This window comes from Streptomyces sp. NPDC050287, assembly GCF_044459385.1.
GTDB lineage: Bacteria > Actinomycetota > Actinomycetes > Streptomycetales > Streptomycetaceae > Streptomyces.
Map to the genome: position 1 here is coordinate 76560 of NZ_JBITIY010000023.1, position 24756 is coordinate 101315.

Here is a 24756-nt window from a genome sequence, read left to right on the forward strand (position 1 = left end):
CCTCGCGGTGGGTTGCCGGCGAGAGGTGTCAGCGCAGAATGAGCAGTGACTGGTCGCGTGCGGTGTGGAGTTGCCACAACTGCTCGGCCACGTCGTCCGGTTCGTGCCTGGCGCCCGGCGCGATGGGGCCGACGACCGTGACCTGTGCGGCGTGCACTCCGTCGTCGGCCAGTGCGTCGTGGAGCATGCGCACGTACGCCGACTCGGCCGCGTAGGCGATTCCCGACACCGCGCGGTCGGGGTGTGGTTCGACGGCGGCGCCGCCTGTGGTGAACAGCAGGGTGCCGTGTCCCTGACGGCGCATGTCCGGCACGACCGCGCGGACGGCCGTCGTGGCGGCGACGACGCTCAGTGCCAGCGCGTTCTCGGTGTCCGCGGGCGCGGTGTCGAGCACGGGCTTGATCCACGTGAGACTCGGCCGTGGGCTGAACAGCATCACCTCGATGGGACCGAGCCGTTCGCGCAGTGCGTCGAGCGCCGCGGCGAGTGCCTGCTCGTCGGTGATGTCCGCGGTCTCGACTGCTGTCGTCACGCCCTGGGAGGTCAGGTCGGCGGCCATCGTCTCCAGGCGTTCGGCGCTGCGCGCCATCAGCCCGACCGGATGTCCCGCACGGCCGAATCGGCGGGCGGCCGCAGCGCCCAGCCCGGGCCCGGCACCGATCACGACGAACGCGCCGACTGTGCTCACACCTGCTCCAAGTCCGCGCTCCTGGTCAGCGCCTCGTTGGTATCGATCTCGCCGCGCAGGCGCTCAAGGCGGGCGCGTGCACCGGCGAGCGCGTCCGAGCCGAGCAGCAGCCGCAGGGGCGGTGTGTCGGCATCCACGGCCGCGGCGATGGCTGCGGCAGCCCGTACCGGGTCGCCGGGCTGGCGGCCGGACACCCCCAGGGTGGCCTCACGGCGCTTGCCCGCGGTCTGCTCGTAGTCGTCCAGTCGCGTCGGGGACTGCTGCATCGACGTCCCCGCCCACTGAGTGCGCAGACCGCCGGGCTCGGCGATCGTCACCGTGATGCCGAGCGGCGCGAGTTCCGCGGCCAACGACTCCGACAGTCCTTCCAACGCGAACTTCGTGGCGTGGTAGTAGCCGGTCGCGGCGAAGGCGGCCAGGCCACCGAAGGAGGAGACGTTGACGATGCGCCCTGAGCGGCGTGCCCGCATGCCGGGCAGTACGGCCTTGAGGACCGTCACCACGCCGTGCACGTTGGTGTCGTACAGGGCACGGACCGCGGTGTCCTCGCCCTCCTCGATGGCGGCCAGGTAGCCGTATCCCGCGTTGTTGACCAGGACGTCGATGCGCCCGAACTCCGCCTCGCAGGTCTGGACGGCCGCGGTCACCGACTCGGGGTCGGTCACGTCCAGCCGTAGAGCCAGCGCGCGGTCGCCGTACTTGGCGGCGAGATCGGTCACGCAGGCGCGGTTGCGGGCGGTGACAGCCACTCGGTGGCCCCGCTCGAGGGCGTGCTCGGCCAGGGCGCGGCCCAGACCGCTGGAGCAGCCGGTGATCAGCCAGACGGACGATTCGTTTTTGTGGTTCGACATGCCTCCATGGCAACAGCAAGCCGGCGGACGTGCCACGCCCCCTTGAGGGAGGCCCTCACAGGGTGAGCTTCGCATGCGGGCGCACGAGCGGCCCGGTCCATGAGGAGCGATACGCTCGTCGGATGGCGCGCGACGACAACCAACTCGGTTCCTTCCTGCGCAGTCGCCGGGAAAAGATCGACGCTGCCTCTGCCGGGGTCGTCGACAACACGCGACGGCGGGTCAAGGGACTGCGCCGGGAGGAACTGGCGCTGCTGGCCGGGCTCAGTCCCTCCTACTACGCCCGGATCGAGCAGGGCCGTGACCGCAATCCCTCCCGCGAGATCCTCGAAGCACTGGCCGGTGTCCTGCGCCTGGACGACACCGAGCGGGCCTACCTCTGGTCCCTGGCCATGCCCTCGCTGGTCCCGGCCGACAGCGACGCCCTTCCTGCCCACACCGTGCGGCCAGGGGTGCTGCGCCTGCTGGAGCGTTGGGCTGACCTGCCCGCGTTCGTCGTCGCCCCCAACCGCGACGTCCTGGCAGGTACCGCGCTCTCGGCCCGCGTCAATCCGGCATGGAGCCCGGGGCACAACCTGATCGAGTTCACCTTCCTCGACCCGCGCGCTCGGGACGTGTACCCCGACTGGGACGAGATCGCCCTGCAAGCCGTCGCAGGTCTGCGCGCCACCGTGGCCACGCGCCGCACGGAACTCGACGGCTTCGTGGCGAGTATGCGGGAGCGCAGCGAGACATTCCGTGCCCTGTGGGATTCCCACGACGTGTACGAGCGCTCGACAGGTGAGAAGCGGCTCGCCGTGGACGGCCTCGGCATCCTCCGCCTCAGCTTCGAGACCTTCGCGCTCACCGGGCTCGAGGGACATGTCCTGTACCTGTACTTCCCGCAGCCCGGCAGCCCCGACGACGAAGCACTGCGCGGCCTCGCCTGAGACATCCGGATGCGGTCGAGGCCATCAGCGATGCCTCGCGGGCGCTCGGTGCAGCACGCGGCCGTTCGTCGATCGGCTGGGGCACCTGCGATCGGCGCCTGAACGTTCGCGCGGCAGGGACGCGGTGGAACCTCGGTGGTCAGGGCTGACGCCCTCACTGGTCCGCGTCCCGTCGGCGAAGGCCGTCGAGGATGACGTTCATCAACGGCCGTGCCGTTGCCTCCCATTCGGCCTGCTCCAGTCGGCCGAGGTAGGCGATGAGCAGGAGGACCCCGTGGGCGTCCACGTCCGTGCGGAGGGAACCGGCGGCCTTCCCGGCGTCCAGCAGGTTTGCGAGGGCGCCTTCGATGGGGTTGTGACTGTGGGCGACAAGGTCCTGCCACGCCGCCGGCTCGAGCGCTGCCAGGACGCCGCGCTTGATCTCGGCGTAGTCGATCACGCGGTCGAGCCAGTGACCCAACGCTTCCACGGGCTCGTGTTCCGCCAGCAGTGCGGAGGCGGCGGTGACGAGTTCTTCGACGTCGCGCCGGTAGACCTCGGCGAGGAGCGCTTCGCGGTTGGGGAAGTTCCGGTAGAGCGTTCCCTGTCCTACACCGGCGCGCTTGGCGATCTCGTTGAGGTGGACCTGGGGGGACTCGGCGAGGGCTGCGCGGGCGGCCTCCACGATGCGGGTCCGGTTCTGCGCCGCATCCGGACGGCGTGCTGACGCGGTCATTGGTTTCTCCCGAGGTTCCGCCACAAGTGGACACGTGTCCGGTAGGGTGAATCATGCAGCGGACACGTGTCCACTTTACTTGGAGGCAGTAGTGCTCTCTCTTCACGGCAAGATCGTCGCCCTCACCGGAGCGAGTGGGGGCATCGGCGAAGCCACGGCCCGTCTGCTCGCCCAGCGCGGCGCCGCGGTCGTCCTCGCGGCGCGTCGCCGCGAGCGCATCGAGGCCATAGCGCAGGACATCCGGGAGAAGGGGGGCCGTGCTGCCACGTGCGTCGTCGACGTCACCAAGGCCGAGGACCTGCAGCGCCTGGTCGCCACCACCATCGACCAGTACGGCCGTATCGACGTTCTGGTGAACAACGCCGGTATCGCCCCGATCAGCCCGTTGGCCGACCTCGACACCGAAGGGTGGTCGGCCATGATCGATGTCAACCTTCGCGGCATGCTCAACGGCGTCGCCGCCGCGCTGCCGGTCTTCCGCGAGCAAGGGTCGGGCCACCTGGTGAGCATCGTCTCCGTGGCAGGCTTGTCCGGCGTGTCCCCCACGATGGCTGTCTACGCCGCGACCAAGAACGCGGTCCGCACCGTCCACGAAGGGCTGCGTACGGAGTCCACCGACGGGGTGGTGCGCACGACAGCCATCTCGCCGGGATACATCCGCACCGATCTCGCCGACTCCATGGCAGACCCGCAGATCCGCGAGCAGACGCGTAAGACCATGGACGCGATGGGCATCCCTCCGGCGGCGGTCGCCCGCGCGGTGGCCTTCGCCATCGAGCAGCCCGGCGACGTCGAGATCGGCGAGATCAACGTTCGCCCCACCGTCCAGGCATGACACGTGCTGTCACCGGTCAAGTGAGACGGCCGCCGTGAACCGGTTGCGCACGCCGCCGAAGTCGGAGTCGCCGCCGTCACTGGAGAAGCACTCCTTCCAGAGCTCAGCCTTCGGTTGCTCCCTGATCGGGGGCGGGTCCGCGAGTGTTTCCAGGCTCTCCCAGCGCGCCATGACCCGTCGCACCGTCCTCGGAGCGACCAGTCTCGCGGCCGGCGTCGCCGCCGCGATCCCGGTTTTCGCCTCGGCCGCCGCCCCCGAGGCCACGACGCGGCAGGAGCGTGTGCCCGTACCCGGGCGAAGACGTTCTCGGGCGCGGCAGCGCGGCAGCGCGGTCCGCGGAACCGGGCTTCCCCGTCGAATACGTCGGGGTCACCTGGACCGGGGCCCGGCGCGGTGCCGCGATCAGACTGCTCGACCAGGACGGCAAGGCAGGCGCGTGGCAAACGCTGAATCCGGTCTGCGCGGGCGGGGCGGACGGCGACGCCGGGAACCCTTCCTTGAGCCAGGGGTGGCGGGCGGCGCCGGCGAAGACTCGGTGGTTCTCCGCCACGGTGCAGGTGCCAGGCGGCGGAGCAGGACGCCGAGGATCACCCCGGTGGCAAGAGGCGTGTCACGTGCTCGACGGGGCGGCTCGCAGACCGCCGAGCAGTGTGGCGAGGTAGCGGTGTGCCGTGTTGATCCGGTCGGCAGGAGTGCCGCCGTGGACGGTGACGGCGTGGGCGATGCCGCACATCAGCGGGACGAGATCGGCAGCGGACAGATCGGGACGGACCACTGCGGCCTCGCGGGCCCGGTCGAGGAGTTCGGTGCCGGTCGTTGTCAGCGACTGCTTGAGCTCCGTGGTGCGTGGGAGGGCGTCGGTCGGTGCGGCGGTGACCAGGGCCAGGGAGGCGTCGGTGATCTGCGCGTCGAGGGTCCGCGTCAGGAAGCCTTCGAATGCGCGCCAGGGGTCCGTGTCGGCCAGCGCCTGTTCGCCGTGGGCGGCCAGGGCTTCCAGGCAGGGGGTGGCCACGGTCTCCAGCAGCGCCTCGGGGGTGGCGAAGTGCCGGTAGACGGTGCCGACCCCGAGTCCGGCACGGCGGGCGACATCGTTGAGCTGCAGCGTGACGCCCTGGTCGACCAGGACGCGGGCGATGGCGACGATCCGGTCCCAGTTGCGGGCAGCGTCCTTGCGCAGCTGTGTGGTCGTCATGTGTGGCCAGTCTCTGTCGCGTGTCCCGTCATGTGTGTCCGGCGTTCGATCATACGCAGTCGTGCCCGGCTGGGAGGTCGGCGCTGTGGCGCGTGGGCCGTGCGGCCCACCCGCCCGCCGGGTCCTTGTCGGCGTCCGGACTCGTAGAGCTGGTGCCAGACCGCAGCGGCCAGCTCGGTACGGGGGTCCAGACGGGCGAACGTGGGGGTCAGGATGAGCTTCGGTGACCGGCGGCAGCAGGCCTTACGTGTCTGCGTGACGGCGGTGCGGGGCGTCGAGCTGCGAGGGTGGGTGCGCGAGGGCTCGGCCCGCTGGTTACCGGTGGTGCCGGGCCGGCATCGTGGGGTCGAGGCGGGCTGGTCCGAGGTTCACCGGCGCAGGCGTAGCGCCTACCAGGCCGCGACGGGAGCGTGGGCTTCGCTGAGCCGGCACACTGCGTCGGCGACGCGGCGGTCGGTGGCCGGGCGAAACGGGGCGACCGGACGCGCTTGGGGACCGATGACAACTCCGGTCTTGCCGATCAGCGCGTCGTCGGTGGCGGCGACGATCGATGGCCTGGCTGCCGCGGACGCCGGGCCGGACGTGGACCGTTCGAACTTGCGGCGCACCAGCGGCCACAGCAGTCGCAGGGCGGGAGAGACGATCTTCGGGTCGGTCAGGGTGCCGTTGGTCATGTCGGTCGCGGCGCCTCCAGGGTCGGCGGCGAAAACCGATACGCCCGTGCCGTCCAGCCGCGCGGCAAGGTCGAGGGTGTAGGCGAGGTTGGCGAGCTTGGCGCGGCCGTACCAGTGGAAGCCGTAGTAGCCGCCGGGTGGCTCGACGGCGTCGAACACCCGTTTGGCGACCCCGACCGCACCCGAGGTCACGTTCACGATCCTGCTCGGCGAACCGGCCGTCAGCGTGGGCAGGAGCAGTTCGGTCAGCAGGTACGGCGAGAGGTGGTTGACGACAAACGACGCCTCGACGCCGCCCAACTCGCGCCTGTTGGGGAACATCGCCCCGACGTTGTTGACCAGCACCGTCAGCGGATCCCCTGAGGCCTGGTGCTCGGATGCGATCCGGTCGGCCAGCGCACGCACCTGGTCGAGCGAGGAGAGGTCGGCGGCCAGGAACCGACCAGGCTGCCCCGGGCCCATGGCGTTGATCCGGTCCACTGCCTGGGCACCCCGGCTGGGGCTCCTTCCCACCACGGTGACCGCGAACCCGGCGCCGGCAAGCCCCAGCGCCGTCTCCAAACCGATTCCGGCCGTCCCGGCGGTGACTACAGCTTGCCTCACGCGCTCCTCCACCCCAAGTAGAACCGGATAGGTCATCCGATTGCTGGAGGTGACGCTAGCACATATTCGGATGACTATCCGGTTAGCTTGGAGTCAGCGTGGCCGCCATGGAGCGCCCTGGGATCGCGAGCCCCTCGCGCTCACACGGGGCACGGACGCTGCCCGCTGCCGAGGTGTCCGCGCCGGCCCCCAAACGGGAAGACGCGGTCATCCTTCGGTCAGTGCCCACGGCGGATACTTGGGGAATTCCGTGACCACGCCCCTGGGGAATTCCGTGACCGTCCACAAACGATGCGAGCAGCGCGTGGCGTCGCGTTTCCTGACGACACATAAGTGAGCATGTGCGACCCAGCCCCTCTTCCCGCACCGAGGCGAAGCGATGGCCGACCGCGCCGAACCTGTCCGTCCCGAGAGCGTCGGACCGAGGTGGATCCCGCTGCAGCGACCGTCGGAACCGTCCCTGTTCGCGAATACCCTGATCAAGTAGAGACGGCTCAAAGGTCGGTGATCAGCCCCGCGTCGTGCGCGAGGACGGCGGCCTGTACGCGGTTGGCGCAGCCGGTGCGGGTGAGGATCCGGCTGATGTGCGCCTTGACCGTGCCGGCGCTCAGGTAGAGCTGATCGGCGATCTCCGCGTTGGACAGGCCCGCGCCGAGCAGCCGCAGGACATCCCGTTCGGCCGGGGTCAGCTCTTCGGTCCTGCGCACAGCGGCCTCGGTGTCCCGGCCGGACCGTACGTGCCGTTCCAGCAACTGCCGGGTGATCCTGGGCGCCAGGACCGGTTCACCCTTCGCGGCGAGTTGCACGGCGCGGATCAGCTCGGTGGGACCGGTGTCCTTGAGCAGGAAACCGCTCGCCCCGGCCCGCAAGGCTCGCGTCACGCTCGCCTCCTCGCCGAACGCCGTCAGCATCACGACACAGGTGCCGGGCGAGAGACGGGCGATGTCCTCGGCGGCCGCGATTCCGTCCCGGGCCGGCATCTGGATGTCGAGGAGGGCGACGTCGACGTCCTGAGCCCGGCACGCCGCGGCGGCTTCCCGACCGTCGCCCGCTTCCGCGACCACCTCGATGTCCTCGGCGTTCTCCAGGATCAGCCGGATTCCCGCACGCATCAGTGCCTCGTCATCGGCGATCAAGACTCGGATCATCAGCTCATCTTAGGGCTGCTGTCGCGAGCAGTACGACGAGGAAGCCCACCGTCGGCAGGACCACGAGCAGCGCCACACAACCCGATCCCAGGACCCTCGGCCACGTCAGGATCTCGTCCGACAGCGGGGCACGGGCCCCTTCCTGCCCGATGCCTCCGGAGGGAAGGCGCACCGCGTCCGGAGGGGTTTCGGCGAAGGCCCCCTCAAGCGGGGCGCGTTCAAGGGTCCTCCCGTGGGTGGGCAGCCAAGCCGCCATACGGAAACCGCCGTTCGTCAGGGCGCCCGCTGTGAACGTCCCGCCGAGCAACGCGATCCGTTCCTGACAGCCGGCCAGCCCGCTGCGGCTTCCCCCCTGGGAGTGGTTCGCCGCCCGCGGTGCCTCGTTGCTGACGGACACCTCGATCCCCTTGTCCGTGCCTTTCACCTCCACCCTGGTGGGGGCACCGGCTGCGTGTTTCAGCACGTTCGTCAGCCCTTCTCTGACCACCCGGTGGATCGCCTGACGCGTACGGGGGTCGACCTGGGCCGTGTCGGGAACGGACCAGTCCAGTTCGACGGTGCTGCCTGTCCGCCGGGATTCCGTCACCAGAGCGGTGATGTCCTCCCGTGTTCCCCTCTCTACCCCGGTTCTGTCCGTCTGGTCCGTGACGTCCGAGTGCCGCAGGACGCCGAGGATTTCGCGCAGTTCCCCCATGGCCGTACCGGCGGTCGTACGCAGCAGCTCGGCCTGTCCCACGAGGGTGGGTGCCTGTCGCGCGGCGGCGAGTTCAAGCGCCCCGGCGTGCACCGAGATCAGGCTCAGCCGGTGGCCCAGGAGATCGTGCATCTCTCCCGCGATCCGGGTCCGTTCCTGGGTTCGGGCGGCCGCGGCGGCCAGCGTGCGGGTCTGTTCCAGATAGGCGTTGCGTTCCCGCAGCAGGCTGACCAGGGGGCGCCGCCGCCCCAGCAGGGTCCCGGCCAGGGTGGGAAGCAGCACAAGCAGCACCGCGGAGACCGCATTGCCGGCGAGTTCCCCCAGCAGGGACTCGGAGTGGACCGGGGCGGAGGCCACGGTCAGGACACCGACGGCGGCACAGGCCACCCCCGCGACCTGCCACGCACGCCGCGGCGGTGCGATACGACGGGTGGCGGAGAGCACGATCAGCGGCACCACCGCCAGCGTCCATATGTTCGTTCCCACGACCAGCAAGGAGGCACACACAACGGCGGCGACCGGCCGACCGCGCCGAGCGGGGATGATCAGCGCCGCCCACACCCCCTCCAGCACCGCCGACGCCAGCCGTTCCGGAGGCGCCGTCAGCAGCGGCAGCAGGCAGAAAGCCGCCGCCAGGACACAGACCAGCGCCTCGCCGACGACTGTACGGCGCTCGGCGGCACGCACCGCGGCCCAGCCCTCGGCCGTCTCCCGCCGCACCCACCCCGACACGCCGGTCAGCGTGCGCGCCAGCCGTACGGACGGGCGCGGCGGCTGTGTGTCTTCGGACACCTGACTCATCATCACCCTTGCCCGGCCACCGTTGATCTCCCGGGCAGAACGGTAGCCGCGGCCGTGGTGGTCGCCGCACGGCGGGCCCCCGGTGTCACGCGCCCAGCCGGAGGCTCAACTCGGCCCCCAGAGCGGCCAAGTCCACCTGGCCGGCAGCCAGCAGCCGTACGACCGCTCCGCCAGCCCCGGCTTCCGCATCCGTCGCCGACTCGTCGAGCAGCGCGGACAGCAGGTGGACCGTGCCGACCGTGGGGGAACCGTGCTCGGCGGCGGACAGGCGGGCGACCGCCATGATCCGGTCGGCGGCAGCGGACAGCCGCACCCCGTCACCGTCAGGAACAGCGGCGGACGGAATCGCCGAAGCCGAGGAGACCAGGGAAACCTGCCGTACACCGTGCCGGCGCATCAGGGCCGCGGCGGCGTTGGCGTCCGCCAGACTCCCGGGAAGCGAGTGCCCGGCGACGGACAGGGCCCGGTCCAGGGCCAGTATCCCCAGCAGGAGATCCACCGGCTCCGCCGCCGCGCGCCCGCACCGTACCGCTTGCCGCACGGCCTCGACCGACACCGCGAACAGCACCGGTGAGCCGTTCACCGGGGTCCCGGAGAACCACGAAGTCAGCGCGCGGGTGAGGCGGTTACCGCTCCTGCCCAGCGTTCCGGCCCGGCGCAGAAGGGCGACGCCGCGGGATTCCGGCCCCTCGGTCCGTGCCGGGGCGCTCGCGTCCAGCGCGTCGAGCGCGGTTGCCGCGGCGGCCGTATCCAGCCTCTGCAGCAGCATGGCCTCCCGTGCCCTGCTGCCCCGCAGGTCCAGCAGGGCACGGGCAACATGGCGGCAGCGCACCGAGATCGTCCCCTCGGCGCGGGCCGACCTGAGCGCGAGGAGCAGGCACCCGCGCATCGCCCCGGTCAACGGGGGCAGCACCGGGCCGCTCTGCGAAGCCGGTACCCGCGAGCCGAGGCCGAAGCGCCACCCTGCCTCGCGCCAAGCGGCGTCGACCTCCACCCCGTCGGCTTCCGCGCCGGCCGCGACCGGCGCATCGTACGCCTCGTCGTCGCTCACCCAACCCCGGCCCGCCAGTCCGGAGATCATGCCACTGAGCGAACCGGCCTTCCGCATCCCCGGGGCGATCGCCGCACCGGCGTCCGTGTCCCCCATCACGAGCTCACCCAGCAGCGTGTCCGTCCCCACTGCCGGCAACTCGTGCCTGACCCCACGGCGCAGTGCCCCCACGAGGAGGTCCATGACATCCGGCTCGAACTCCGTGGTCGCCCCGACCACGGCGGTGGCGTCGGCGTGTGGTGCGGTCGTCCCTGGCTGATCCATCGAACATTCCCCTCGAAACGCGGTGGCCTGGTCCGAACGACGCTAGACGCACCGCCCGTGACACCGCGTCGGCCGACCGGCCACACTCCCGGTCCGATCGGCACACCGGCCACAGAACATCAGCGACCCGACGCAACCCGTCGTACGACGACCGGACCACCTGGAGCCCGCTCGCCGGTGCCCCTGTCTGGCAAGCTCACCCACCAGCGCCGGACGGTGTGCAACCTGATGGCGCTGCTCCCGGACTCCGAGGCGGACCAGACGTGCCCGGAGCGGGCAGCCACGGTCGCAGAGCTGACCAGGGTCCGTCCCCGCGCGGGGAGCAATTGCGGAACCGGCGGTCCGCGACGCTGTCCGGGGAACCATTCCCGCGGGCACGGAGAGCAGTAGTGCGGGCAGCACGGGGTGGAGGGGCCATCCCCGCGCGTGCGGGGAGCAGAAGGCGACCCGAGCCATCCGGATGAGGAGCGCGGGGCCGGCTCATGCGGTTCCCGCCGCGCGTGAGGGTGTCGACGGTCATGCAACTCTCCCCTCCCCCCGCATCGCATGGCTTACCACGGACGACTTGTCCGTGGATAAGTACGGCCTTCATCCGGGTTCTGGTCCACGCGATGCTTGATCAGTCGAGCACGGGAGGACGAGATGAATCGGGTACGTCGGCCGACCTTCTTCGGGTACGCCGGGAGGTGCTGCAGCCGGAGGACGTCGGACTTCCCCGCGGCCGGAGAACGCTGCTACTCGATCCGGCTGCAGTAATCGACCGACGAACCAGCCAACTCGGCCACCTCCCCTGGTTCAAGTCGTACCGCCAGCGGCTGGTGGATCCGGAGCAGGGCCAGAAACTGTTGATCTTCTCCACCGTGCCCGGCTCGCCGAGCCACGAAAAACTCCGGTCCCTGGCACCAGCAGGCGCCTGGCCTCGCCGGCTGCCGGTCGGCTCACACATCGAAGTTGGTGCTTCGAAAGCGCAGCACCTCACGTATATCGAGAGACGAGGGTTTCCCATGAAGGCAGTGCGTTTCCACGAGTACGGCGACCCGAGCGTCCTGCGTTACGAGGACGTCGAGCAGCCCGTTCCCAGCGTCGGGCAGGTTCTGCTGCGGGTCGCCGCGACATCGTTCAACGGTGTCGACGGCAACATCCGAGGGGGCTTCATGCAGGGTCCCATCCCGGTGGCGTTGCCGCACACTCCCGGCATCGACGTCTCCGGTACGGTCGAGGCGCTGGGTGAGGGCGTGGCCGACCTCGAGATCGGCGACCGGGTCGTCGGCTTCCTGCCGATGGCGGGCGATGGCGCGGCCGCGGAGTACGTGGTGGCTCCGGCCGGGATTCTGACGCCGGCGCCCACGAGCGTTCCGCTTCCCGATGCCGCCGCGCTGCCGTTGGTGGGTCTCACCGCGTGGCAGGCGCTGTTCGATCACGCGAAGCTGGTGGCGGGTCAGCGGGTGCTGGTGAACGGCGCGGGCGGAGCGGTCGGCGGCTACGCCGTGCAGCTGGCCAAGAACGCCGGTGCGTACGTGATAGCCACGGCCGGCCCGCACAGCAGCCAGCAGGTCAAGACGGCGGGTGCCGACGAGGTCATCGATCACACCACCACAGAGGTGACCGAGGCGGTGACCGAGCCGGTCGACGTCGTGCTCAACCTCGCGCCGATCGACCCGGCGCAACTGGCCGCGCTGCCCACCCTGATCGCTCCCGGTGGAGTGCTGGTGAACACCACGGTATGGATGCCCGCACCCAGCGACGAACAGCGCGGCGTACGAGGCATCGACCTGTTCGTCCGCAGCGACGCCGACCAGCTGTCGCGCCTGGTGGCACTGATCGACTCCGGCGAGTTGCGCGTCGACGTCGCGCAGCGAGTGCCGCTGGCGGAGCTGCCGGCAGTCCACGCCCAGGCCGCCACGGGCGAGCTGCACGGCAAGGCCGTCATCGTCGCGCCCGCCGCCTGACACCGACCGGCCAGCCTCGAAAGGAAAAGACCATGACACTGTCCCTGGATCCCGAGATCGCAGAGGCGCTGGCCCCGATGGCCGGCGCGATGGCCGAGGCCAAGCCGCCGGCTGTGGGTGACATCGCCGGCCGCCGCGCCATGTGGGAGCCGATCATCGGCGCCGCGGGAGCCGCGCAGCCGATCCCGGCCGACGTGACGACCCACGAGCACTACGCGAGCGCAGACGACGGCACACAGATCAAAATGCGCTGGTACGTCAAGGACGGCGCCGAGCCCGGCTCGGCCGTGCTGTTCTTCCACGGCGGCGGATACATCTTCGGCCACATCGACCTGTTCGACGGCCCGGTCTCCCGCTACGTGTCCTCCAGCGGCGTACCGATGCTGTCAGTCGAGTACCGCCGCGCCCCCGAGCACCCCTTCCCGACATCCCTCGAAGACGCCTACGCCGCACTGCGCTGGCTGCACGAACACGCCGCCGAACTCGGCGTCGACGCCCACCGGATCGGCGTCATGGGCGACAGCGCCGGCGGCGGCATGGCAGCGGCCCTGACGATCCTCGCCCGCGAGCGCGGCGGCCCGCAGATCGCCCGGCAGATCCTGCTCATGCCAATGCTCGACGACCGCACCACCACGCCCGACCCTCACATCGAGCCCTACCTTCTGTGGTCCTACGACGACAGCCTCACCGCGTGGCCGGCCCTGCTCGGCGAGGCCGCCGGCGGGCCCGACGTCGCGGCCACGGCGGCCCCGGCCCGGCTCGAGGACGCGACCGGCCTGCCGCCGGCCTACATCGAGGTCGGCCAACTCGACGTCTTCCGCGACGAAGACACCGCCTACGCCACCAAACTCAGCCGCGCCGGCGTCCCGGTGGAGTTCCACCTGCACCCCGGCGCCCCGCACGAGTTCGACTCCGTCGTCTTCACCTCCGACGTCGCCCGCCGCGCCATCGCCGACCGGGTCCGGGTGCTCAAGTCGATCTGAGCCATGACCAGCGACCTGCTGTCACTTACCAACCCACGCGTCCAGCCACATATTGCTGCACTACCTCAACGACTCTCAGCATCGCTGCAGCACCGCACACCCACATAGGGGTGATGAGGAGACGCCTCCGTTTCCGATGGCGGCGACAAGGCACGCAATACGGAACTTGGACCGGTTCGTCGAACGGCCCCTGGGTCGGCGAGGAAAGGGCCCGCGTCGATGTTCAGGCCGGTGGCCAGGTCACTCACATCACGAATCTACTCGCTTCCCATTCGAAGCATTTTATGTTCGTCAATGCTTCGCAGTGGATACACATCACCAAGCCAGGAGGACATCGATGTCCGACAAGAAACCGATCGCCGTGAAGAAAGCGACCGAGTCCCAGGGGGCCGCAGTGGTCCAGGCAATACCCCTCCTTATCGGCTCAGCCGACAACACTGTTCCGATCACAGTGCAGCGGCGATCTTCGGTGGCGCCCGCCAACGCGTTCCGACTGATCGTTCCCATCGACCTATCGAGTGTTTTCCACCGGGTGGCACCGTTTCCCGGTGTCAAAGGTGTGGCAAACCAGACCGAAGCATGGGATCACGTCGGTCCTACCAGGAACCCGCAGTTCGACGACGGGTCGCAGGCCGACGAACAGTTGATCGAGTACACGGAAGGCTGTAGCTTTGCGTATCAACTGACGGGATTCACGAACATCCTCTCCCGACTCGCGGCCGGCGTTCGAGGCGAATGGAACTTCAATCCCGACGGCGATGGCACCCTCATTCGGTGGACCTACGAATTCAAGCCGCTTCCGGGTCGTCGCTGGATTCTCGCCGGTCCATTCACTCCCCTCTGGCGCCGATACATGGTGGCCGCCCTCGCGAGGTGCCTGCAAGTCATCGAATCGGAAGAAAACAACTCGTAGGCGTGGTTATCAAGCCCTTCACAATCCAGGGTGCAGTAGTGGCCTGAAGCCGCCGCTTACCAGCAGGGATCTGGCGTTGTAGTCGGTGAGGTCGCGGGCGGTGTAGCGGCAGTCTGCGAGCCGGACTGTCTGCTCGGCTCACAGACTCGCTCAAAGAGTGCCCTTCTTGATCACCTGCCCGGCGGCGGTCACGGGTCAGGTGCCGGAGGTGGCGGTGTCCTGCTGCGCCTCTTCCTGGAAGTCGGCGACGGCGGCGCCGTACGTCTTCGCCCAGTCGGTCAGGGCAGCGATGGGTTCGGTGAGGGTCTGGCCGAGGTCGGTGAGGCTGTATTCGACCCGTGGGGGTGCCTCGGCATAGGCATGGCGTTCGATCAGGCCGTAGCTCTGAAGTCTGCGCAGTGTCTGAGTGAGTACCTTGCGGGAGATGCCACCGACGAGGTCGACGAGTTCACCGTGCCGGCGGGGCCTGCGGCTGAGGGCGAACAGGACGACGACGGCCCATTTGTTGGTGATGATGTCGATGGCGAGCCGGGCGGGGCAGTCGGCGAGGAAGACGCTTCCGGCTGAGTCGTGCATGGCCGAAGGTTACCAGGAGGTACCTATCGGCTCAGTAGCGTCTTTCTGCATGAATACGTCGCACACGAAAACCTATGTTCTTGTCCACGGTGCTTGGCACAGCGGGCGCGTCTGGGACCGGGTGGTTCCCCTGCTGACCCGGGCCGGGCATCAGGTCTTCGCCCCTTCGCTGACCGGCCACGGCGAGAAGGAACACCTGCTCACTCCAGACGTCGACCTGGACACCCACGTCGCCGACGTCGTCGCTCTCCTGGGCGAGCGGGATCTCACCAACGTGGTGCTGGTCGGGCACAGTTACGCCGGGATGGTCATATCCGGCGTGGCCGGGGAGGTCCCGGACCGGATCGCGCATCTGGTCTACGTCGACGCGATGGTCCCGGTTGACGGTGAGAGCGCGCTGGACGTCATACGGGAGAAGACCCAGCGACTGATCGACGCGGCCGCCGCCTCCGACACCCCCTGGCGCATCCCGCCCGTGCCGGAAATGCCCGCGCCGATGGGTCTGTTCGGGGTGACCGACCCGGCGGACACGGCGTGGCTGCGCACCATGCTGTCGGACGAGTCGGTGCACTGCTTCCTGCAGCCGGTCCGGCTGGACAACCCGGCCGCGGACGCGATTTCCCGGACGCACATCCACTGTGTCGGCAGCGCACCGGGGGACGTCACGCGCCGCCCAGTTCCGGCGGTGCAGCCAGGCGGCGCTGCGTCGCAGGTGTGGGAACTGCAAAGCGGCCATGACTGCATGGTCATCGTGCCGGACGCACTCACCGATCTGCTGTTGAAGCCGCACTGATAGGCGTCCTGGTCTATGAACGCTTGCTGCAACGGATGCAGTTGGTCGCCGTCAGCCAGTCCCTCGATGGTGGTGACCTCGACGCCGTCCAGCCGGACGGCCAGGGTCAGACATGAGTTGACGCGGTGGTCGGTGGGCGGGTGTGCCGTCCTCCTGCCACCCTGCCTTGCACCGCTGCCCGGTCTTTGCGTCTTGCAGTGTTCACTCGTGCTCAGCACTGCTCACACCGATCACGCCGACGTTCTCGGCCAACTGGACACGCGCGGCGGGCGGATGGCTGTTTCCACATACGCCCTCCTGTGCTCGACTGATCAAGCATCGCGTGAACGTGAATCCGGATGACTGCCGTACTTATCCACGGACAAGAGAATCAAGACGCTGCGCTGGGGGCGGAAGGACTGGGACGGGTACAGCCGGTGCCGTTGTGCCAGGGGTGCTGCCCGGCCCCGAGCGCACGGAGTGGTCAGGTCTTCCGTGCGAGGGCTTCGCGGACTGCGGGTACGACCTCGGCGGCGAACGCGCTGATCTGTCGGGTGTGGTCTCGTTCGGGCCAGATGACGAAACCGTTCATCCCGACGGTGCGCACGAGCGCGACAAGGTGCTCGGCCCACTGGGCGGCGGGCCCCTGGAACGGGCCGGCCGACTCCGGCTGGATGACACCGGCGATGTTGTAGACCCGGCGGATCGTGTCCGGATCGCGGCCCGCCGCCAGAGCTGCGTCGTCGATGCGGCGGACAGCCGTGGGCAGTGCGTCGAGTCCGAGGTAGGCATGCGAGGGAAGCCAGCCGTCCGCCTTCGCACCGGTCAGAGCCAGCGTGCGGGGCCCGTAGGAGCCCAGCCACAGCCCCAGACCGGGGCTCGGCGCCGGGCCGGGGTGGACGCCGGCAAGCGAGTAGTGCGCGCCGTGCGTCCGCACACTGCGCTCGCCACTCCACATGGCCCGGATGACGGTGATCGCCTCTTCAAGTGCGTCGACGGCCTCTCTCGGCGTGCGACGGGAGCCGCCCATGGCCTCGATGGCTTCCCAGAAAGCGCCGGCACCCAGGCCGAGTTGGACCCGGGAGCCGGTCAGTCTGTCCAAGGTCGCCACAGCCTTCGCCAGCACCGCCGGCGGACGCAACGGCAGGGAACTGACCGTCGGGACGAGCGTGACATGTCGCGTCCGCGCGGCCAGGAAAATGAGCAGTGTCCAGGTGTCGTCGAACGCCGCTTGATACGGATGGTCCTGGATGGTGAGAAGGTCGAGGCCGAGACTGTCGATGAGTAGTGCCTGCTCACTGGAGCGGCCGACGGGGAGGGCATTTGGCTCTACGTTTGCGCCGAACAGGACAGGGAGGGGCATGAAAGTCTCCTGAGGGACCGGCGCTTGCTCGACGTCGGCCGCGGTGGTCGGGAGCGGGAAAGGAAACGGGCCCGCCGTCGCCTCGGAGGCAGTGCCTTCGAGACCGGGCGGCAGTCAGGATGGCGGCTGTTCCGGCACGGGCACTCGGGACAGTGAGCGGTTCAGCGCGGCGGGCCGAGGATGACGCCTCCGTAGAGTTCGGATGCTTCCGCCAGGAGGGATGTGGGGATCTCGAAGCCGTCGGGGCGTGGGGTGGTGAGGTCGCGTCCGGCGTGGCGGAACATGCCCTCGATGCCGCCGGGTGTGGCGATCATCAGGAGGTCTGCGTGGTCGGAGGTGATGCGGTAGGCGTGGGGGACGTTGCGGGGCAGGTACACGATCCCGCCCTCGCGCAGTTCGTGTTCCTCCTCCCCGGACCACACCAGGGCCGTGCCCTTGATCAGCATGAACACCTCGTCCTCGCGGGTGTGCAGGTGGAACGGCGGGGCTTCGCCCTTGGCGACGTCGAAGCGGCCCACGGTCAGTTTGCCCTCGGTGGCTTCCTTGTCGAGCAGCACGGAGAACGTTCCCCCGTCGAGCCATTCGAGCTTCTGCTGCTGCTCGGGCTGCGCCAGATAGGCCATCGTCATGAGAACTCCGTTCTTGGAGGTCGGTGGGGAAATTGGTCCGGCCCGCCCCACTCGTAGGCGGGCATGGGCATCGGCTGGTGTCCGGGCGGACCACCGGTCACTGATCACGGGCCGGGTACGGGGCGATCGTCGATGAAAGAGAGCAGTAGGGAGTTGACGAGGTCAGGGCGCGTGGCGAAGGCGAAGTGGTCGGCGCCGGGGAGCTCAGCCAGACGCGCATGTGGGATGGTCCGGCGGAGGTAGAGGGAGACGCTCGCAGGTACCTCCTGGCCGATCGTGCTGCTCATCACCAGGGTGGGGACCGTGATGGCGGGCAGCAGGTGACGGTCGTCGTCGAGTGAGATGTTGTCGAAGAAGCCGAGCAGGGTCGCAACGCCCGCGTTGTAGCTCATGTCGCGGAACCACGAGCCGAGCTCAGCGGCGCGGTCAGGGCCGATATCGGCGAAGACCAGGCCCGGGTCGAGGACTGCGTCGGTGAGTCCCGCGATTCCGTTGTCACGAGCGGCATCGGTGAAGTGGGCGATGCCGATGTCGTCGAAGCCGTACGGCCAGTCGTCGCTGCGACGGAACTTGGGTGAGCCGTTGAGGACGGCCAGCTTGCCCAGCAGCTGCGGGTGTTGAGCGGCGAATCTCAGCGCGACGTGCCCTGCGGAGGCGAAACCGATCACTGTGGGGCTTCGCAGGCCGAGGTGGGTGATGAGGGCGGCGAGGTCGGCGGTGTACAGCGCGGTGACGCTGTCCACGGCGGGGGGCAGCTTGTCGGAAGCCCCGTAGCCGCGTAGATCGAGGAAGACGTTGTGGGCGTGAGGGTCGAAGAACTCCTGTTGGGCGGCCCAGGAGCGGGAGTCCAGGGGCAGGCCGTGCACCCATACGACGGGGTGGTGGCCGGTGCCCGTCTCGTAGTAGGCGATCCGGCCGCCGTCCACGTCGAGATGGTGGGCTTGGTCGAAGGTCAACGGGGGCATGTGCCGTGCTCCTGGCTTCGGGCGGAAGGTACCGCGGCACGGGACCTTCCGCTTGCGGTGATCACAGTCCGGTCGGGTAGGTGACGTTGTCCAGGCCGGGTACGGTCACCTTGGCCGGATCGTTGTCGGCGGCGACGAGCTGGCTGACGGCGAAGTCGGTGACCGAGCCGGACAGCAGCTGCCTCGGGTCCTCCAGCACCATGCGCAGGCGGGTCGTCATGGCGCGCCAGTCGTTCGCGCCGTGAATGACGGGCATCTCGCTTATCTCGTTGACGGACGGGTCGGAGATGTCCGGGAGGGTGAGGTGTCCGGGGGCGTAGCGGGGCAGTCCGGGAAACATCAGATCGCCGAGTTCCACGGTGGCGCGGGTGTTGGACCAGATCTGGCGCAGCGGCTCTTCCAGAGCTGCCACCTCGGACAGGTCACCGTTGGGCGGCGTGGTGAATGTGGGCGCGTGGGGTGCCATGTAGAGGCGTTCGAGAGGCAGTTGGTAGCCGGAGGCGCCCAGGAGCATGGTGGCGACGCTGGAGGTGTTCCAGGTGACACCGGCGGTGGGACGCCCCTGCTTGCCGACGATGACCGCCATGGCCCGGCTCCAGTCGATCTCCTGCTCACGGAACCAGCTGATGATCCGGTGTGAGATGTCCAACCCGGTGAGGAAGAACGTGGCGATCATCATGTGGATGATGGTTCCGTGCCCTTCGGCACTGCCCTTTTCCAGGTACTCGCCGCGCAGGGTGGCGGCGTCGAGACGGCTCTCGTCATCGAGAGCCGCGCTGAGGAAGCGGTCGGTGACGGCGAAGGTGTAGTCGGCCATGTCGGTGATGGCCTGCTCACGGCCGCGGTAGGTCTCGACCGCAATGGTGTCACGCCACAACTCGACGCTGTTCGCCTCCCGGCCGCGCCGCACCTGGGCCAGAAGCCGCTCCGCGTCCGCGCGCCAGCCGAGGGCGCCGTACTTCTTCCGCAGCTGCACCAGGGTGGCGAGGGCGGGGCCGAGGTGGGAGATCCCGGCAAGTTCCTTGAAGCCCTTGGTGGAGAAGCGGAAGCCCTCGACCGTGGGGGGCTTGCCGCCGCCGGGGTAGAGCGCGAAGTCGGTGCCGGTGGCGACGATCAGTGGCGCGTCCGCCGTGTCGGAGGCGGCGGTACGGGTGAGGTGGGAGCCGATGCTGGTGGGGCCGGCCGTGTAGGTGGTGAACAGGTCGACGAGCTCAGGGCTTTCGTTGGCGGTCATGGCAGTCCTGCCTCTCCATGCATGGGTCGTCTGATCTGGTCACTCGTAAGATCGGATGGCCCAGGGACTCTGGGCATGGCTCTCGTGGCGGAGATTGCGCGATGGCTTGGGGAACGTGGCCGCCCGGAGCCTCGCGGCGACTCGACCACGAATGGGGGACGCGACTCGATCGCTGCCGCAGGGCAACGTCGGCGAGGTCGTCTGCGGGATCGAAGTACGTGGAGGAGCGGGGCACAGGGATCGGAGAACTCAGAGGGTGAAGCGGTAGAGGACCGTGCGGGCGGCGAAGCGCACGTCGGCGGTGAGGCTGTGGGAGACGGCGATGAGCAGACCCTCTTCGTCGTCGTGGAGGGTGGCGACGTCGGTGGCACCCGTCGTGGGGAAGGTCTCCGTCTGCACCAGCTGCCCGTCTCGCCACTGGTAGATCTCGGAGTCGAGGTCGGTGGTCGGTTCTGCCGGTGTGCCCAGGACGAAGTTCACGCGGACGATGTACACGGTCCCGTCCGCACCTGGCACGACGGCGAACTCACGTGCTCCCGGTCCGTGCAGCGTCTGATGGACGACGAAACGGGTGCCGTCCCAGCGCAGCAGCTGCGAGTCGCTCTGCAGCCGGGCCACCAGCAGGAAGGCGTCGCCGTCTGCGGTGAACTGCGCGAACGCGCGGCCGTGCCGGTCGGCCAGCTCCTGGTGGGGCCGGAACTCCTCCCCGTCGAAGCGGTAGAGCACCGACGGGCCCACGTGCTCGGCATGCGCCAGGAAATGGTGACCGTCGACGGTGAAGGCATGCCAGTTGTAGGCCCATCGTGAGTCGATGTCCTGGAAGTGGGCGAAGCGTTCACCGTCCCAGAGGAAGATCTGCGAAGGCCGGTTGTCGGCCTCCTGTTCCGGAAGGGCGACCCCTTGGGCGAGGGCCAGGAAGTGCCGGTCCTCGATCGTGAAGTGCCTCCACTGCTTGGCGGCGAAACTGTCGAAGGACTGGAACTCGGCGAAGGAGGTGCCGTCCCATTCGAGGACATGGGACGAGGTGGCATACCGGTACGGGCCGTTGCCGGTACGGATGCTGGCCACGGCCAGGAAGGCACGGTCGCCGATACGGAAGAATTCCGCGTCCTCGCCGCCAGGCGCCGGTACGCGCTGGAACGGCTCGTATCCTCGCTCGCCTCGCTTGAGCAGAAGCAGATCCGTGTCGCTGTCTCCTCCGTTCATGTTCGCTGGGGTGTCCGGCATGTCATAGGCGAGCTGGGGTATGGCGAGCAGATGCATGCCGTCCAGGTCGAAGGGCTCGACGCCTCGTGCACCGGAGGTGGGGATGGACTGGATTTCAGTCAGGTGTGTGCTGGGCATCGGGTGGTCATCTCCTCGGATTCAGTGCGGGAACGGCACCGACGGCAGGGCAAAGTTGTTGTCGAGGACGTGGTCGGGTCGTACTGCGCCTTGAGTGAGACCAGCCGTTCGAGTACCTGGCCGGGAAGGGCGTCCTGCAGTTGTCGCCGTCCAGTACGCGTTTCGAAGCTCAGGCAGCCCGTTCAAATGCGGCTGGAGCCGTTCCCAGTGCTCGTCAGGCCGGCGCGCGCAGTGCGGGCACGGTGGCGGCCATCAGGGAGAAGTGCTGGGTGTGATGGGAGTAGGTCATGGCGGTGGGCGGTGTGTCGTAGACCGCTGCGCCGACCGAGCGCAGCTGCACCATGCCGGCCGCCTTCATGAGCGAGTGGGCCTGGGGGCGGGCCGGAGCCCGCCCCCCAGGGGCTCAGACGGCCGTGGCGGCGCGCTTGCCCAGTTCGAAGGCGTGAAAGAAAGTCCGGGCACTCATGCCCATGGACGGCACGTTCTCCTGCATCAGCCGCATACGGTGCGGGGCGTCGTGGAACTTGGGGTCGAGCTGGAACTCGGCGGCCAGGGAGAACCAGGTGACCGGCACCGCGCCGGCTTGGACCATGCGCTGCACCGCAGCGTTGTGGGCCTCGAGCGAGGGGCTGGCGGAGGCGTCGACGGCCACGTGCACGCGGTAGCCCTCACGCAGGCCGCCCAGCACCGTCTGCAGCACGCATCCGTCCGTAGCCACGCCGCCGACCACCAGGTTCTCCCGGCCTTCTTCCCGGACTGCCTCGGCGAACGACTCGTCCAGGAAGGAGTTGAAGTCGACGGCACGCTCGATGACCGGCTGGTCACCGATGGCCTCCAGCAGCTCCGGGTACAGCGGGCCGGACGGCTTGCTCGACTGGCCGTTGGTCACGACCAGACCGCTTTCGTACCACTTCGCTGTCTTCGCCAGGCCCACGACGTTGTTGATGTGTTCGGCGAGGTTGTGGGAGCGCAGAAGGTTCGCGAAACCGACTGCGTAGTCGACGAGAACGACGGTGGTGTTGGCGGGGATGAGGGGCTCAGGAGTCATGACGGAACTCTTTCTGATCAAGGAGGAGGACAGCGGCGCGTTGATCGCGCAACGGTGGGCAGGTGCCTTGGCGCACTGGTGACCGCTTGGTCACTGACGAAGGTGCCGTGACGCGCCGTGCTGGGGGCCTGGAGGCGGGGTAACTCATCGCTTCTCTTCAGGCGTCGCGGCGGGCGGGGTAGTCGGTGTACCCGGTTGCGCCGCCGCTGTAGAAGGTGGCCGGGTCGGGCATGTTCAGCGGTGTCCCGGAACGTACCCGCTCGACCAGGTCGGGATTGGCCAGCGCGAGCGCGCCCACGGTGACGATGTCAGCGCGGCCGTCGGCGACGTCCTTGGCCCGTGCGGCCAGGTCGGCACCCGCGCGGTTCAGTACGAGAGCGTTCGGCCACAGCGGCCGCAGGGTGTCCAGCAGCTGCTCATCGCCGGCGTGAATCAGATGGAGGTAGGCCAGATCCAGCGGTGCGAGGGCGCGCACCAGCGCCGGGTACAGCTCGTGCGTGTCATCCTCGCGGATGTCGTTGTACGGGTTCCCGGGTGACAGGCGAATGCCGGTGCGGCCCGCGCCGATCTCGTCGGCGACGGCCGAGGCGACCTCGACGGCGAAGCGGATGCGGCCTTCGACCGGGCCGCCGTAACGGTCGGTGCGCTCGTTGGCGTTGGAGGACAGAAACTGGTGTACCAGGTAGCCGTTCGCGCCGTGGATCTCCACGCCGTCCGCACCGGCCGCTACCGCGCCCGCCGCGGCGCGGCGGAAGTCCTCGACCGTCGCGGCGATTTCCTCGGTGGACAGCGCCCGGGGCTGCGGCATCTCCTGCGGCCCGGACGCGGTGTACATCATGCCCGCCGGGCGCACCGGGGAGGGCGCCACCGGCTGCCGTCCGTGCGGGGTGTTGTCGGCGTGCGCGATCCGCCCGACGTGCATCAGTTGCACGACGATGCGCCCGCCGGCGGCGTGCACCGCGTCGGTGACCTTGCGCCACCCGGCCACCTGTTCCCCGGTGTGGACACCGGGGGTGAGCAGGTAGCCTTGCCCGTCGGCGGACGGCTGGGTGCCCTCGGTGATGATCAGCGCGTTCGAGGCGCGCTGGGCGTAGTACTCGGCGTTCAGCTCGGTCGGCACACCTTCTGCGGTGCTGCGGCTGCGTGTCATGGGGGCCATGGCCAGCCGGTGCGGCAGCCGGATGTCTCCGGCGCGGATGGGCTGCCACAAGGGATTCAGGTCAGTGGTGGGCATGAGGGCTTCCTTCGGTGCGGAAGGGATACGGGAGGGTGCGGTCTGGACGCACGGGTGCGTGCGGACACGGGCCCGCCTGCTGGTTGCAGGCGGCCGTACGGGGGCCGGCCCCGCAGGTGCAAGGGCCGCCGGCTCGTGGGAGAGGGGGTCAGTCGACGGTGAGGACGAGCTTTCCGCGGTTGTGGCCGGCGTCGCTGGTCTGCTGGGCCTTGGCCGCGTCGGCGAGCGGGTAGGTTGCGCCGACCGTGGTCACCAGTGCGCCGTCGGCGGCCTGCTGGGCGAGTTCGGCCAGCCGGGCGGCCGAGCGCCGCGCCGGGCCCTCGGCGAAGACGATGCCGAGTTCGCGGGCCCGGAAGTCGGCGGTGGTGACGATCCGGTCGGTGCTGCCGCGCAGGGTGATGGAGTCCTCCAGCGCGCCCTTGCCCGCAGCGTCGAACACGGCGTCCACGCCGCTCGGGGCGAGAGCGCGGACCCGCTCCACCAGGTCTTCTCCGTAGACCAGCGCGGTGGCGCCGAGCGAGGTCACGTACTCCTGGTTGGCCGGGCCGGCGGTGCCGATGACGTGGGCGCCGCGGGCGACGGCGAGTTGGACGGCGACGGTGCCGAGTGCGCCGGACGCGCCGTGGATCAGCAAGGTCTCGCCGGCCTTCACATCGAGCAGATCCAGGACCCGGTCTGCGCCGTCGCTCGCCACCGGCAACGCGGCCGCGTGCGTCCAGTCCAGGCCCACCGGCTTGGGGGCGAGGACAGCCGCGCAGGCCAGTGCGTACTGGGCGTAGGCACCGGTGTCGGACCAGCCCAGCACCTCGTCGCCCACCTTGAACAGGTCGACGCCTTCGCCGAGGGCGTCGACGACCCCGGCGATCTCCCCGCCGGGGACGGCGGGCAGCGTCGTGGGGAAGATGGCCTCCATGATCCCGGAGCGGATCTTTCCGTCGACGGGGTTGACACCTACGGCACGGACACGGACACGGACCTGACCGGGCCCGGGCCGGGGCACCTCGATCTCCGCCTCGTGCAGGACCTCGGTGCCGCCGAACGTATCGAAAACGATGGCCTTCATGACTGTTGTCTCCTTCTATGGGTTGAGCTGGGGGCACTGTTCAAGTGGCGGGACACAGAGAACGCGGCACCGATTACGTGGCTGGCCAAGTGTCTGGATGGGCGCGTGCCCGATCTGGGCCTGCGGAGCGACAGCCGACCAGGCTTAAGCGCCTACGGCTGCGAGGAGTTGGAGTTTTTCGTAGTCCGTTGAGCCGGGTACGGCGGAGAAGACCAGCAGCTCCTGGGCCTGGTCGGGG

General features: G+C 69.2%; 25 protein-coding genes and 1 pseudogene. 6 read left to right on the forward strand and 20 right to left on the reverse strand.

Annotated elements, in window-relative coordinates:
* Positions 1–28: 28 nt before the first annotated feature.
* Together ACIBK3_RS44135 and ACIBK3_RS44140 are read right to left on the reverse strand one after the other, a co-directional pair.
* A complete protein-coding gene (locus tag ACIBK3_RS44135) occupies positions 29–688 on the reverse strand; it encodes an SDR family NAD(P)-dependent oxidoreductase (RefSeq protein ID WP_399374097.1) in 660 nt (219 codons plus the stop codon).
* A complete protein-coding gene (locus tag ACIBK3_RS44140; protein WP_399374099.1) occupies positions 685–1539 on the reverse strand; it encodes an oxidoreductase in 855 nt (284 codons plus the stop codon). Before ACIBK3_RS44140 ends, ACIBK3_RS44135 begins: the two co-directional genes overlap by 4 nt.
* 122 nt (positions 1540–1661) lie before the next feature.
* Between ACIBK3_RS44140 and ACIBK3_RS44145 the strand changes: the two genes are divergently transcribed.
* Complete coding sequence (locus tag ACIBK3_RS44145; RefSeq protein ID WP_399374100.1) at positions 1662–2468, forward strand: helix-turn-helix domain-containing protein; 807 nt, start codon at positions 1662–1664, stop codon at positions 2466–2468.
* A 154-nt stretch (positions 2469–2622) separates the two neighbouring features.
* Here ACIBK3_RS44145 and ACIBK3_RS44150 read toward each other — a convergent pair whose 3' ends face one another.
* Complete coding sequence (locus ACIBK3_RS44150; protein WP_399374101.1) at positions 2623–3183, reverse strand: TetR/AcrR family transcriptional regulator; 561 nt, start codon at positions 3181–3183, stop codon at positions 2623–2625.
* A gap of 91 nt (positions 3184–3274) precedes the next feature.
* Here ACIBK3_RS44150 and ACIBK3_RS44155 point away from each other — a divergent pair, with 91 nt between their 5' ends.
* A complete protein-coding gene (locus ACIBK3_RS44155; protein WP_399374102.1) occupies positions 3275–4018 on the forward strand; it encodes an SDR family oxidoreductase in 744 nt (247 codons plus the stop codon).
* 9 nt (positions 4019–4027) lie between these two features.
* Here ACIBK3_RS44155 and ACIBK3_RS44160 read toward each other — a convergent pair whose 3' ends face one another.
* From ACIBK3_RS44160 to ACIBK3_RS44185, 6 genes are all read right to left on the reverse strand, one after another.
* Entirely contained in the window at positions 4028–4189 is a 162-nt protein-coding gene (locus tag ACIBK3_RS44160) for a hypothetical protein (RefSeq protein WP_399374104.1), read from the reverse strand.
* A gap of 439 nt (positions 4190–4628) precedes the next feature.
* Positions 4629–5210, reverse strand: coding sequence for a TetR/AcrR family transcriptional regulator (locus tag ACIBK3_RS44165; protein ID WP_399374105.1), 582 nt, complete (start codon positions 5208–5210; stop codon positions 4629–4631).
* Positions 5211–5599: 389 nt separating this feature from the next.
* Entirely contained in the window at positions 5600–6487 is an 888-nt protein-coding gene (locus ACIBK3_RS44170; protein ID WP_399374106.1) for an SDR family NAD(P)-dependent oxidoreductase, read from the reverse strand.
* Positions 6488–6981: 494 nt separating this feature from the next.
* The gene (locus ACIBK3_RS44175) at positions 6982–7635 is read right to left on the reverse strand and encodes a response regulator (protein ID WP_399374108.1); all 654 of its coding nucleotides are present in this window, start codon (positions 7633–7635) and stop codon (positions 6982–6984) included.
* A 4-nt stretch (positions 7636–7639) separates the two neighbouring features.
* Positions 7640–9121, reverse strand: a complete 1482-nt coding sequence (locus ACIBK3_RS44180; protein WP_399374110.1) for a histidine kinase — start codon at positions 9119–9121, stop codon at positions 7640–7642.
* Positions 9122–9215: 94 nt separating this feature from the next.
* Positions 9216–10445, reverse strand: coding sequence for a hypothetical protein (locus ACIBK3_RS44185; RefSeq protein ID WP_399374111.1), 1230 nt, complete (start codon positions 10443–10445; stop codon positions 9216–9218).
* Between the two features lie 1004 nt (positions 10446–11449).
* On the opposite strand from ACIBK3_RS44185, the gene ACIBK3_RS44190 reads away from it, so the two are divergent.
* The 3 genes from ACIBK3_RS44190 (at position 11450) to ACIBK3_RS44200 (ending at position 14290) form a co-directional block, all read left to right on the forward strand.
* Complete coding sequence (locus tag ACIBK3_RS44190) at positions 11450–12394, forward strand: NADP-dependent oxidoreductase (protein ID WP_399374132.1); 945 nt, start codon at positions 11450–11452, stop codon at positions 12392–12394.
* 32 nt (positions 12395–12426) lie between these two features.
* Complete coding sequence (locus tag ACIBK3_RS44195) at positions 12427–13377, forward strand: alpha/beta hydrolase (protein ID WP_399374112.1); 951 nt, start codon at positions 12427–12429, stop codon at positions 13375–13377.
* 337 nt (positions 13378–13714) lie between these two features.
* Positions 13715–14290, forward strand: coding sequence for an SRPBCC family protein (locus ACIBK3_RS44200; RefSeq protein WP_399374114.1), 576 nt, complete (start codon positions 13715–13717; stop codon positions 14288–14290).
* Positions 14291–14485: 195 nt separating this feature from the next.
* Here the strand turns inward: ACIBK3_RS44200 and ACIBK3_RS44205 are convergent, their stop codons facing one another.
* Positions 14486–14866: a winged helix-turn-helix transcriptional regulator gene (locus tag ACIBK3_RS44205; protein ID WP_399374116.1), complete on the reverse strand. Its 381-nt coding sequence runs from the start codon at positions 14864–14866 to the stop codon at positions 14486–14488.
* A gap of 49 nt (positions 14867–14915) precedes the next feature.
* Between ACIBK3_RS44205 and ACIBK3_RS44210 the strand changes: the two genes are divergently transcribed.
* Positions 14916–15659 (forward strand): alpha/beta fold hydrolase, encoded by a 744-nt coding sequence (locus ACIBK3_RS44210; RefSeq protein WP_399374117.1) that lies wholly within the window; start codon positions 14916–14918, stop codon positions 15657–15659.
* Here the strand turns inward: ACIBK3_RS44210 and ACIBK3_RS44215 are convergent.
* The 10 genes and pseudogenes from ACIBK3_RS44215 to ACIBK3_RS44260 all read right to left on the reverse strand — a co-directional run.
* Positions 15620–15784, reverse strand: a pseudogene (locus tag ACIBK3_RS44215) ((2Fe-2S)-binding protein); the annotation flags it as partial. The gene ACIBK3_RS44210 and the pseudogene ACIBK3_RS44215 overlap by 40 nt on opposite strands.
* Before the next feature lie 338 nt (positions 15785–16122).
* The gene (locus ACIBK3_RS44220; RefSeq protein ID WP_399374119.1) at positions 16123–17001 is read right to left on the reverse strand and encodes an LLM class flavin-dependent oxidoreductase; all 879 of its coding nucleotides are present in this window, start codon (positions 16999–17001) and stop codon (positions 16123–16125) included.
* A gap of 161 nt (positions 17002–17162) precedes the next feature.
* Positions 17163–17630, reverse strand: a complete 468-nt coding sequence (locus tag ACIBK3_RS44225; RefSeq protein ID WP_399374120.1) for a cupin domain-containing protein — start codon at positions 17628–17630, stop codon at positions 17163–17165.
* 104 nt (positions 17631–17734) lie between these two features.
* The gene (locus ACIBK3_RS44230; RefSeq protein ID WP_399374121.1) at positions 17735–18595 is read right to left on the reverse strand and encodes an alpha/beta fold hydrolase; all 861 of its coding nucleotides are present in this window, start codon (positions 18593–18595) and stop codon (positions 17735–17737) included.
* A gap of 61 nt (positions 18596–18656) precedes the next feature.
* Positions 18657–19829 (reverse strand): DUF5624 domain-containing protein, encoded by a 1173-nt coding sequence (locus ACIBK3_RS44235; RefSeq protein WP_399374123.1) that lies wholly within the window; start codon positions 19827–19829, stop codon positions 18657–18659.
* A gap of 249 nt (positions 19830–20078) precedes the next feature.
* Entirely contained in the window at positions 20079–21173 is a 1095-nt protein-coding gene (locus tag ACIBK3_RS44240; RefSeq protein ID WP_399374124.1) for a hypothetical protein, read from the reverse strand.
* Between the two features lie 214 nt (positions 21174–21387).
* Entirely contained in the window at positions 21388–21516 is a 129-nt protein-coding gene (locus ACIBK3_RS44245; protein ID WP_399374125.1) for a hypothetical protein, read from the reverse strand.
* A gap of 60 nt (positions 21517–21576) precedes the next feature.
* On the reverse strand, positions 21577–22221 hold the full coding sequence (locus ACIBK3_RS44250; protein WP_399374126.1) for an isochorismatase family protein: 645 nt from the start codon (positions 22219–22221) through the stop codon (positions 21577–21579).
* A gap of 157 nt (positions 22222–22378) precedes the next feature.
* Positions 22379–23455, reverse strand: a complete 1077-nt coding sequence (locus ACIBK3_RS44255) for an alkene reductase (RefSeq protein WP_399374127.1) — start codon at positions 23453–23455, stop codon at positions 22379–22381.
* Positions 23456–23603: 148 nt separating this feature from the next.
* A complete protein-coding gene (locus ACIBK3_RS44260) occupies positions 23604–24518 on the reverse strand; it encodes an NADP-dependent oxidoreductase (protein ID WP_399374128.1) in 915 nt (304 codons plus the stop codon).
* Between the last annotated feature and the right edge of the window lie 238 nt (positions 24519–24756).

What these genes read in the sequence shown, in the direction of transcription:
- ACIBK3_RS44190 (WP_399374132.1), top strand. Translation starts at nt 11,450, where the DNA reads ATGAAGGCAGTGCGTTTCCACGAGTACGGCGACCCGAGCGTCCTGCGT.
- ACIBK3_RS44145 (WP_399374100.1), top strand. Translation starts at nt 1,662, where the DNA reads ATGGCGCGCGACGACAACCAACTCGGTTCCTTCCTGCGCAGTCGCCGG.
- ACIBK3_RS44140 (WP_399374099.1), bottom strand. Translation starts at nt 1,539, where the DNA reads ATGTCGAACCACAAAAACGAATCGTCCGTCTGGCTGATCACCGGCTGC.
- ACIBK3_RS44225 (WP_399374120.1), bottom strand. Translation starts at nt 17,630, where the DNA reads ATGACGATGGCCTATCTGGCGCAGCCCGAGCAGCAGCAGAAGCTCGAA.
- ACIBK3_RS44255 (WP_399374127.1), bottom strand. Translation starts at nt 23,455, where the DNA reads ATGCCCACCACTGACCTGAATCCCTTGTGGCAGCCCATCCGCGCCGGA.
- ACIBK3_RS44235 (WP_399374123.1), bottom strand. Translation starts at nt 19,829, where the DNA reads ATGACCGCCAACGAAAGCCCTGAGCTCGTCGACCTGTTCACCACCTAC.
- ACIBK3_RS44185 (WP_399374111.1), bottom strand. Translation starts at nt 10,445, where the DNA reads ATGGATCAGCCAGGGACGACCGCACCACACGCCGACGCCACCGCCGTG.
- ACIBK3_RS44250 (WP_399374126.1), bottom strand. Translation starts at nt 22,221, where the DNA reads ATGACTCCTGAGCCCCTCATCCCCGCCAACACCACCGTCGTTCTCGTC.
- ACIBK3_RS44165 (WP_399374105.1), bottom strand. Translation starts at nt 5,210, where the DNA reads ATGACGACCACACAGCTGCGCAAGGACGCTGCCCGCAACTGGGACCGG.
- ACIBK3_RS44195 (WP_399374112.1), top strand. Translation starts at nt 12,427, where the DNA reads ATGACACTGTCCCTGGATCCCGAGATCGCAGAGGCGCTGGCCCCGATG.
- ACIBK3_RS44200 (WP_399374114.1), top strand. Translation starts at nt 13,715, where the DNA reads ATGTCCGACAAGAAACCGATCGCCGTGAAGAAAGCGACCGAGTCCCAG.
- ACIBK3_RS44245 (WP_399374125.1), bottom strand. Translation starts at nt 21,516, where the DNA reads ATGGTGCAGCTGCGCTCGGTCGGCGCAGCGGTCTACGACACACCGCCC.
- ACIBK3_RS44205 (WP_399374116.1), bottom strand. Translation starts at nt 14,866, where the DNA reads ATGCACGACTCAGCCGGAAGCGTCTTCCTCGCCGACTGCCCCGCCCGG.
- ACIBK3_RS44240 (WP_399374124.1), bottom strand. Translation starts at nt 21,173, where the DNA reads ATGCCCAGCACACACCTGACTGAAATCCAGTCCATCCCCACCTCCGGT.
- ACIBK3_RS44230 (WP_399374121.1), bottom strand. Translation starts at nt 18,595, where the DNA reads ATGCCCCCGTTGACCTTCGACCAAGCCCACCATCTCGACGTGGACGGC.
- ACIBK3_RS44220 (WP_399374119.1), bottom strand. Translation starts at nt 17,001, where the DNA reads ATGCCCCTCCCTGTCCTGTTCGGCGCAAACGTAGAGCCAAATGCCCTC.
- ACIBK3_RS44160 (WP_399374104.1), bottom strand. Translation starts at nt 4,189, where the DNA reads ATGGCGCGCTGGGAGAGCCTGGAAACACTCGCGGACCCGCCCCCGATC.
- ACIBK3_RS44210 (WP_399374117.1), top strand. Translation starts at nt 14,916, where the DNA reads ATGAATACGTCGCACACGAAAACCTATGTTCTTGTCCACGGTGCTTGG.
- ACIBK3_RS44175 (WP_399374108.1), bottom strand. Translation starts at nt 7,635, where the DNA reads ATGATCCGAGTCTTGATCGCCGATGACGAGGCACTGATGCGTGCGGGA.
- ACIBK3_RS44150 (WP_399374101.1), bottom strand. Translation starts at nt 3,183, where the DNA reads ATGACCGCGTCAGCACGCCGTCCGGATGCGGCGCAGAACCGGACCCGC.
- ACIBK3_RS44260 (WP_399374128.1), bottom strand. Translation starts at nt 24,518, where the DNA reads ATGAAGGCCATCGTTTTCGATACGTTCGGCGGCACCGAGGTCCTGCAC.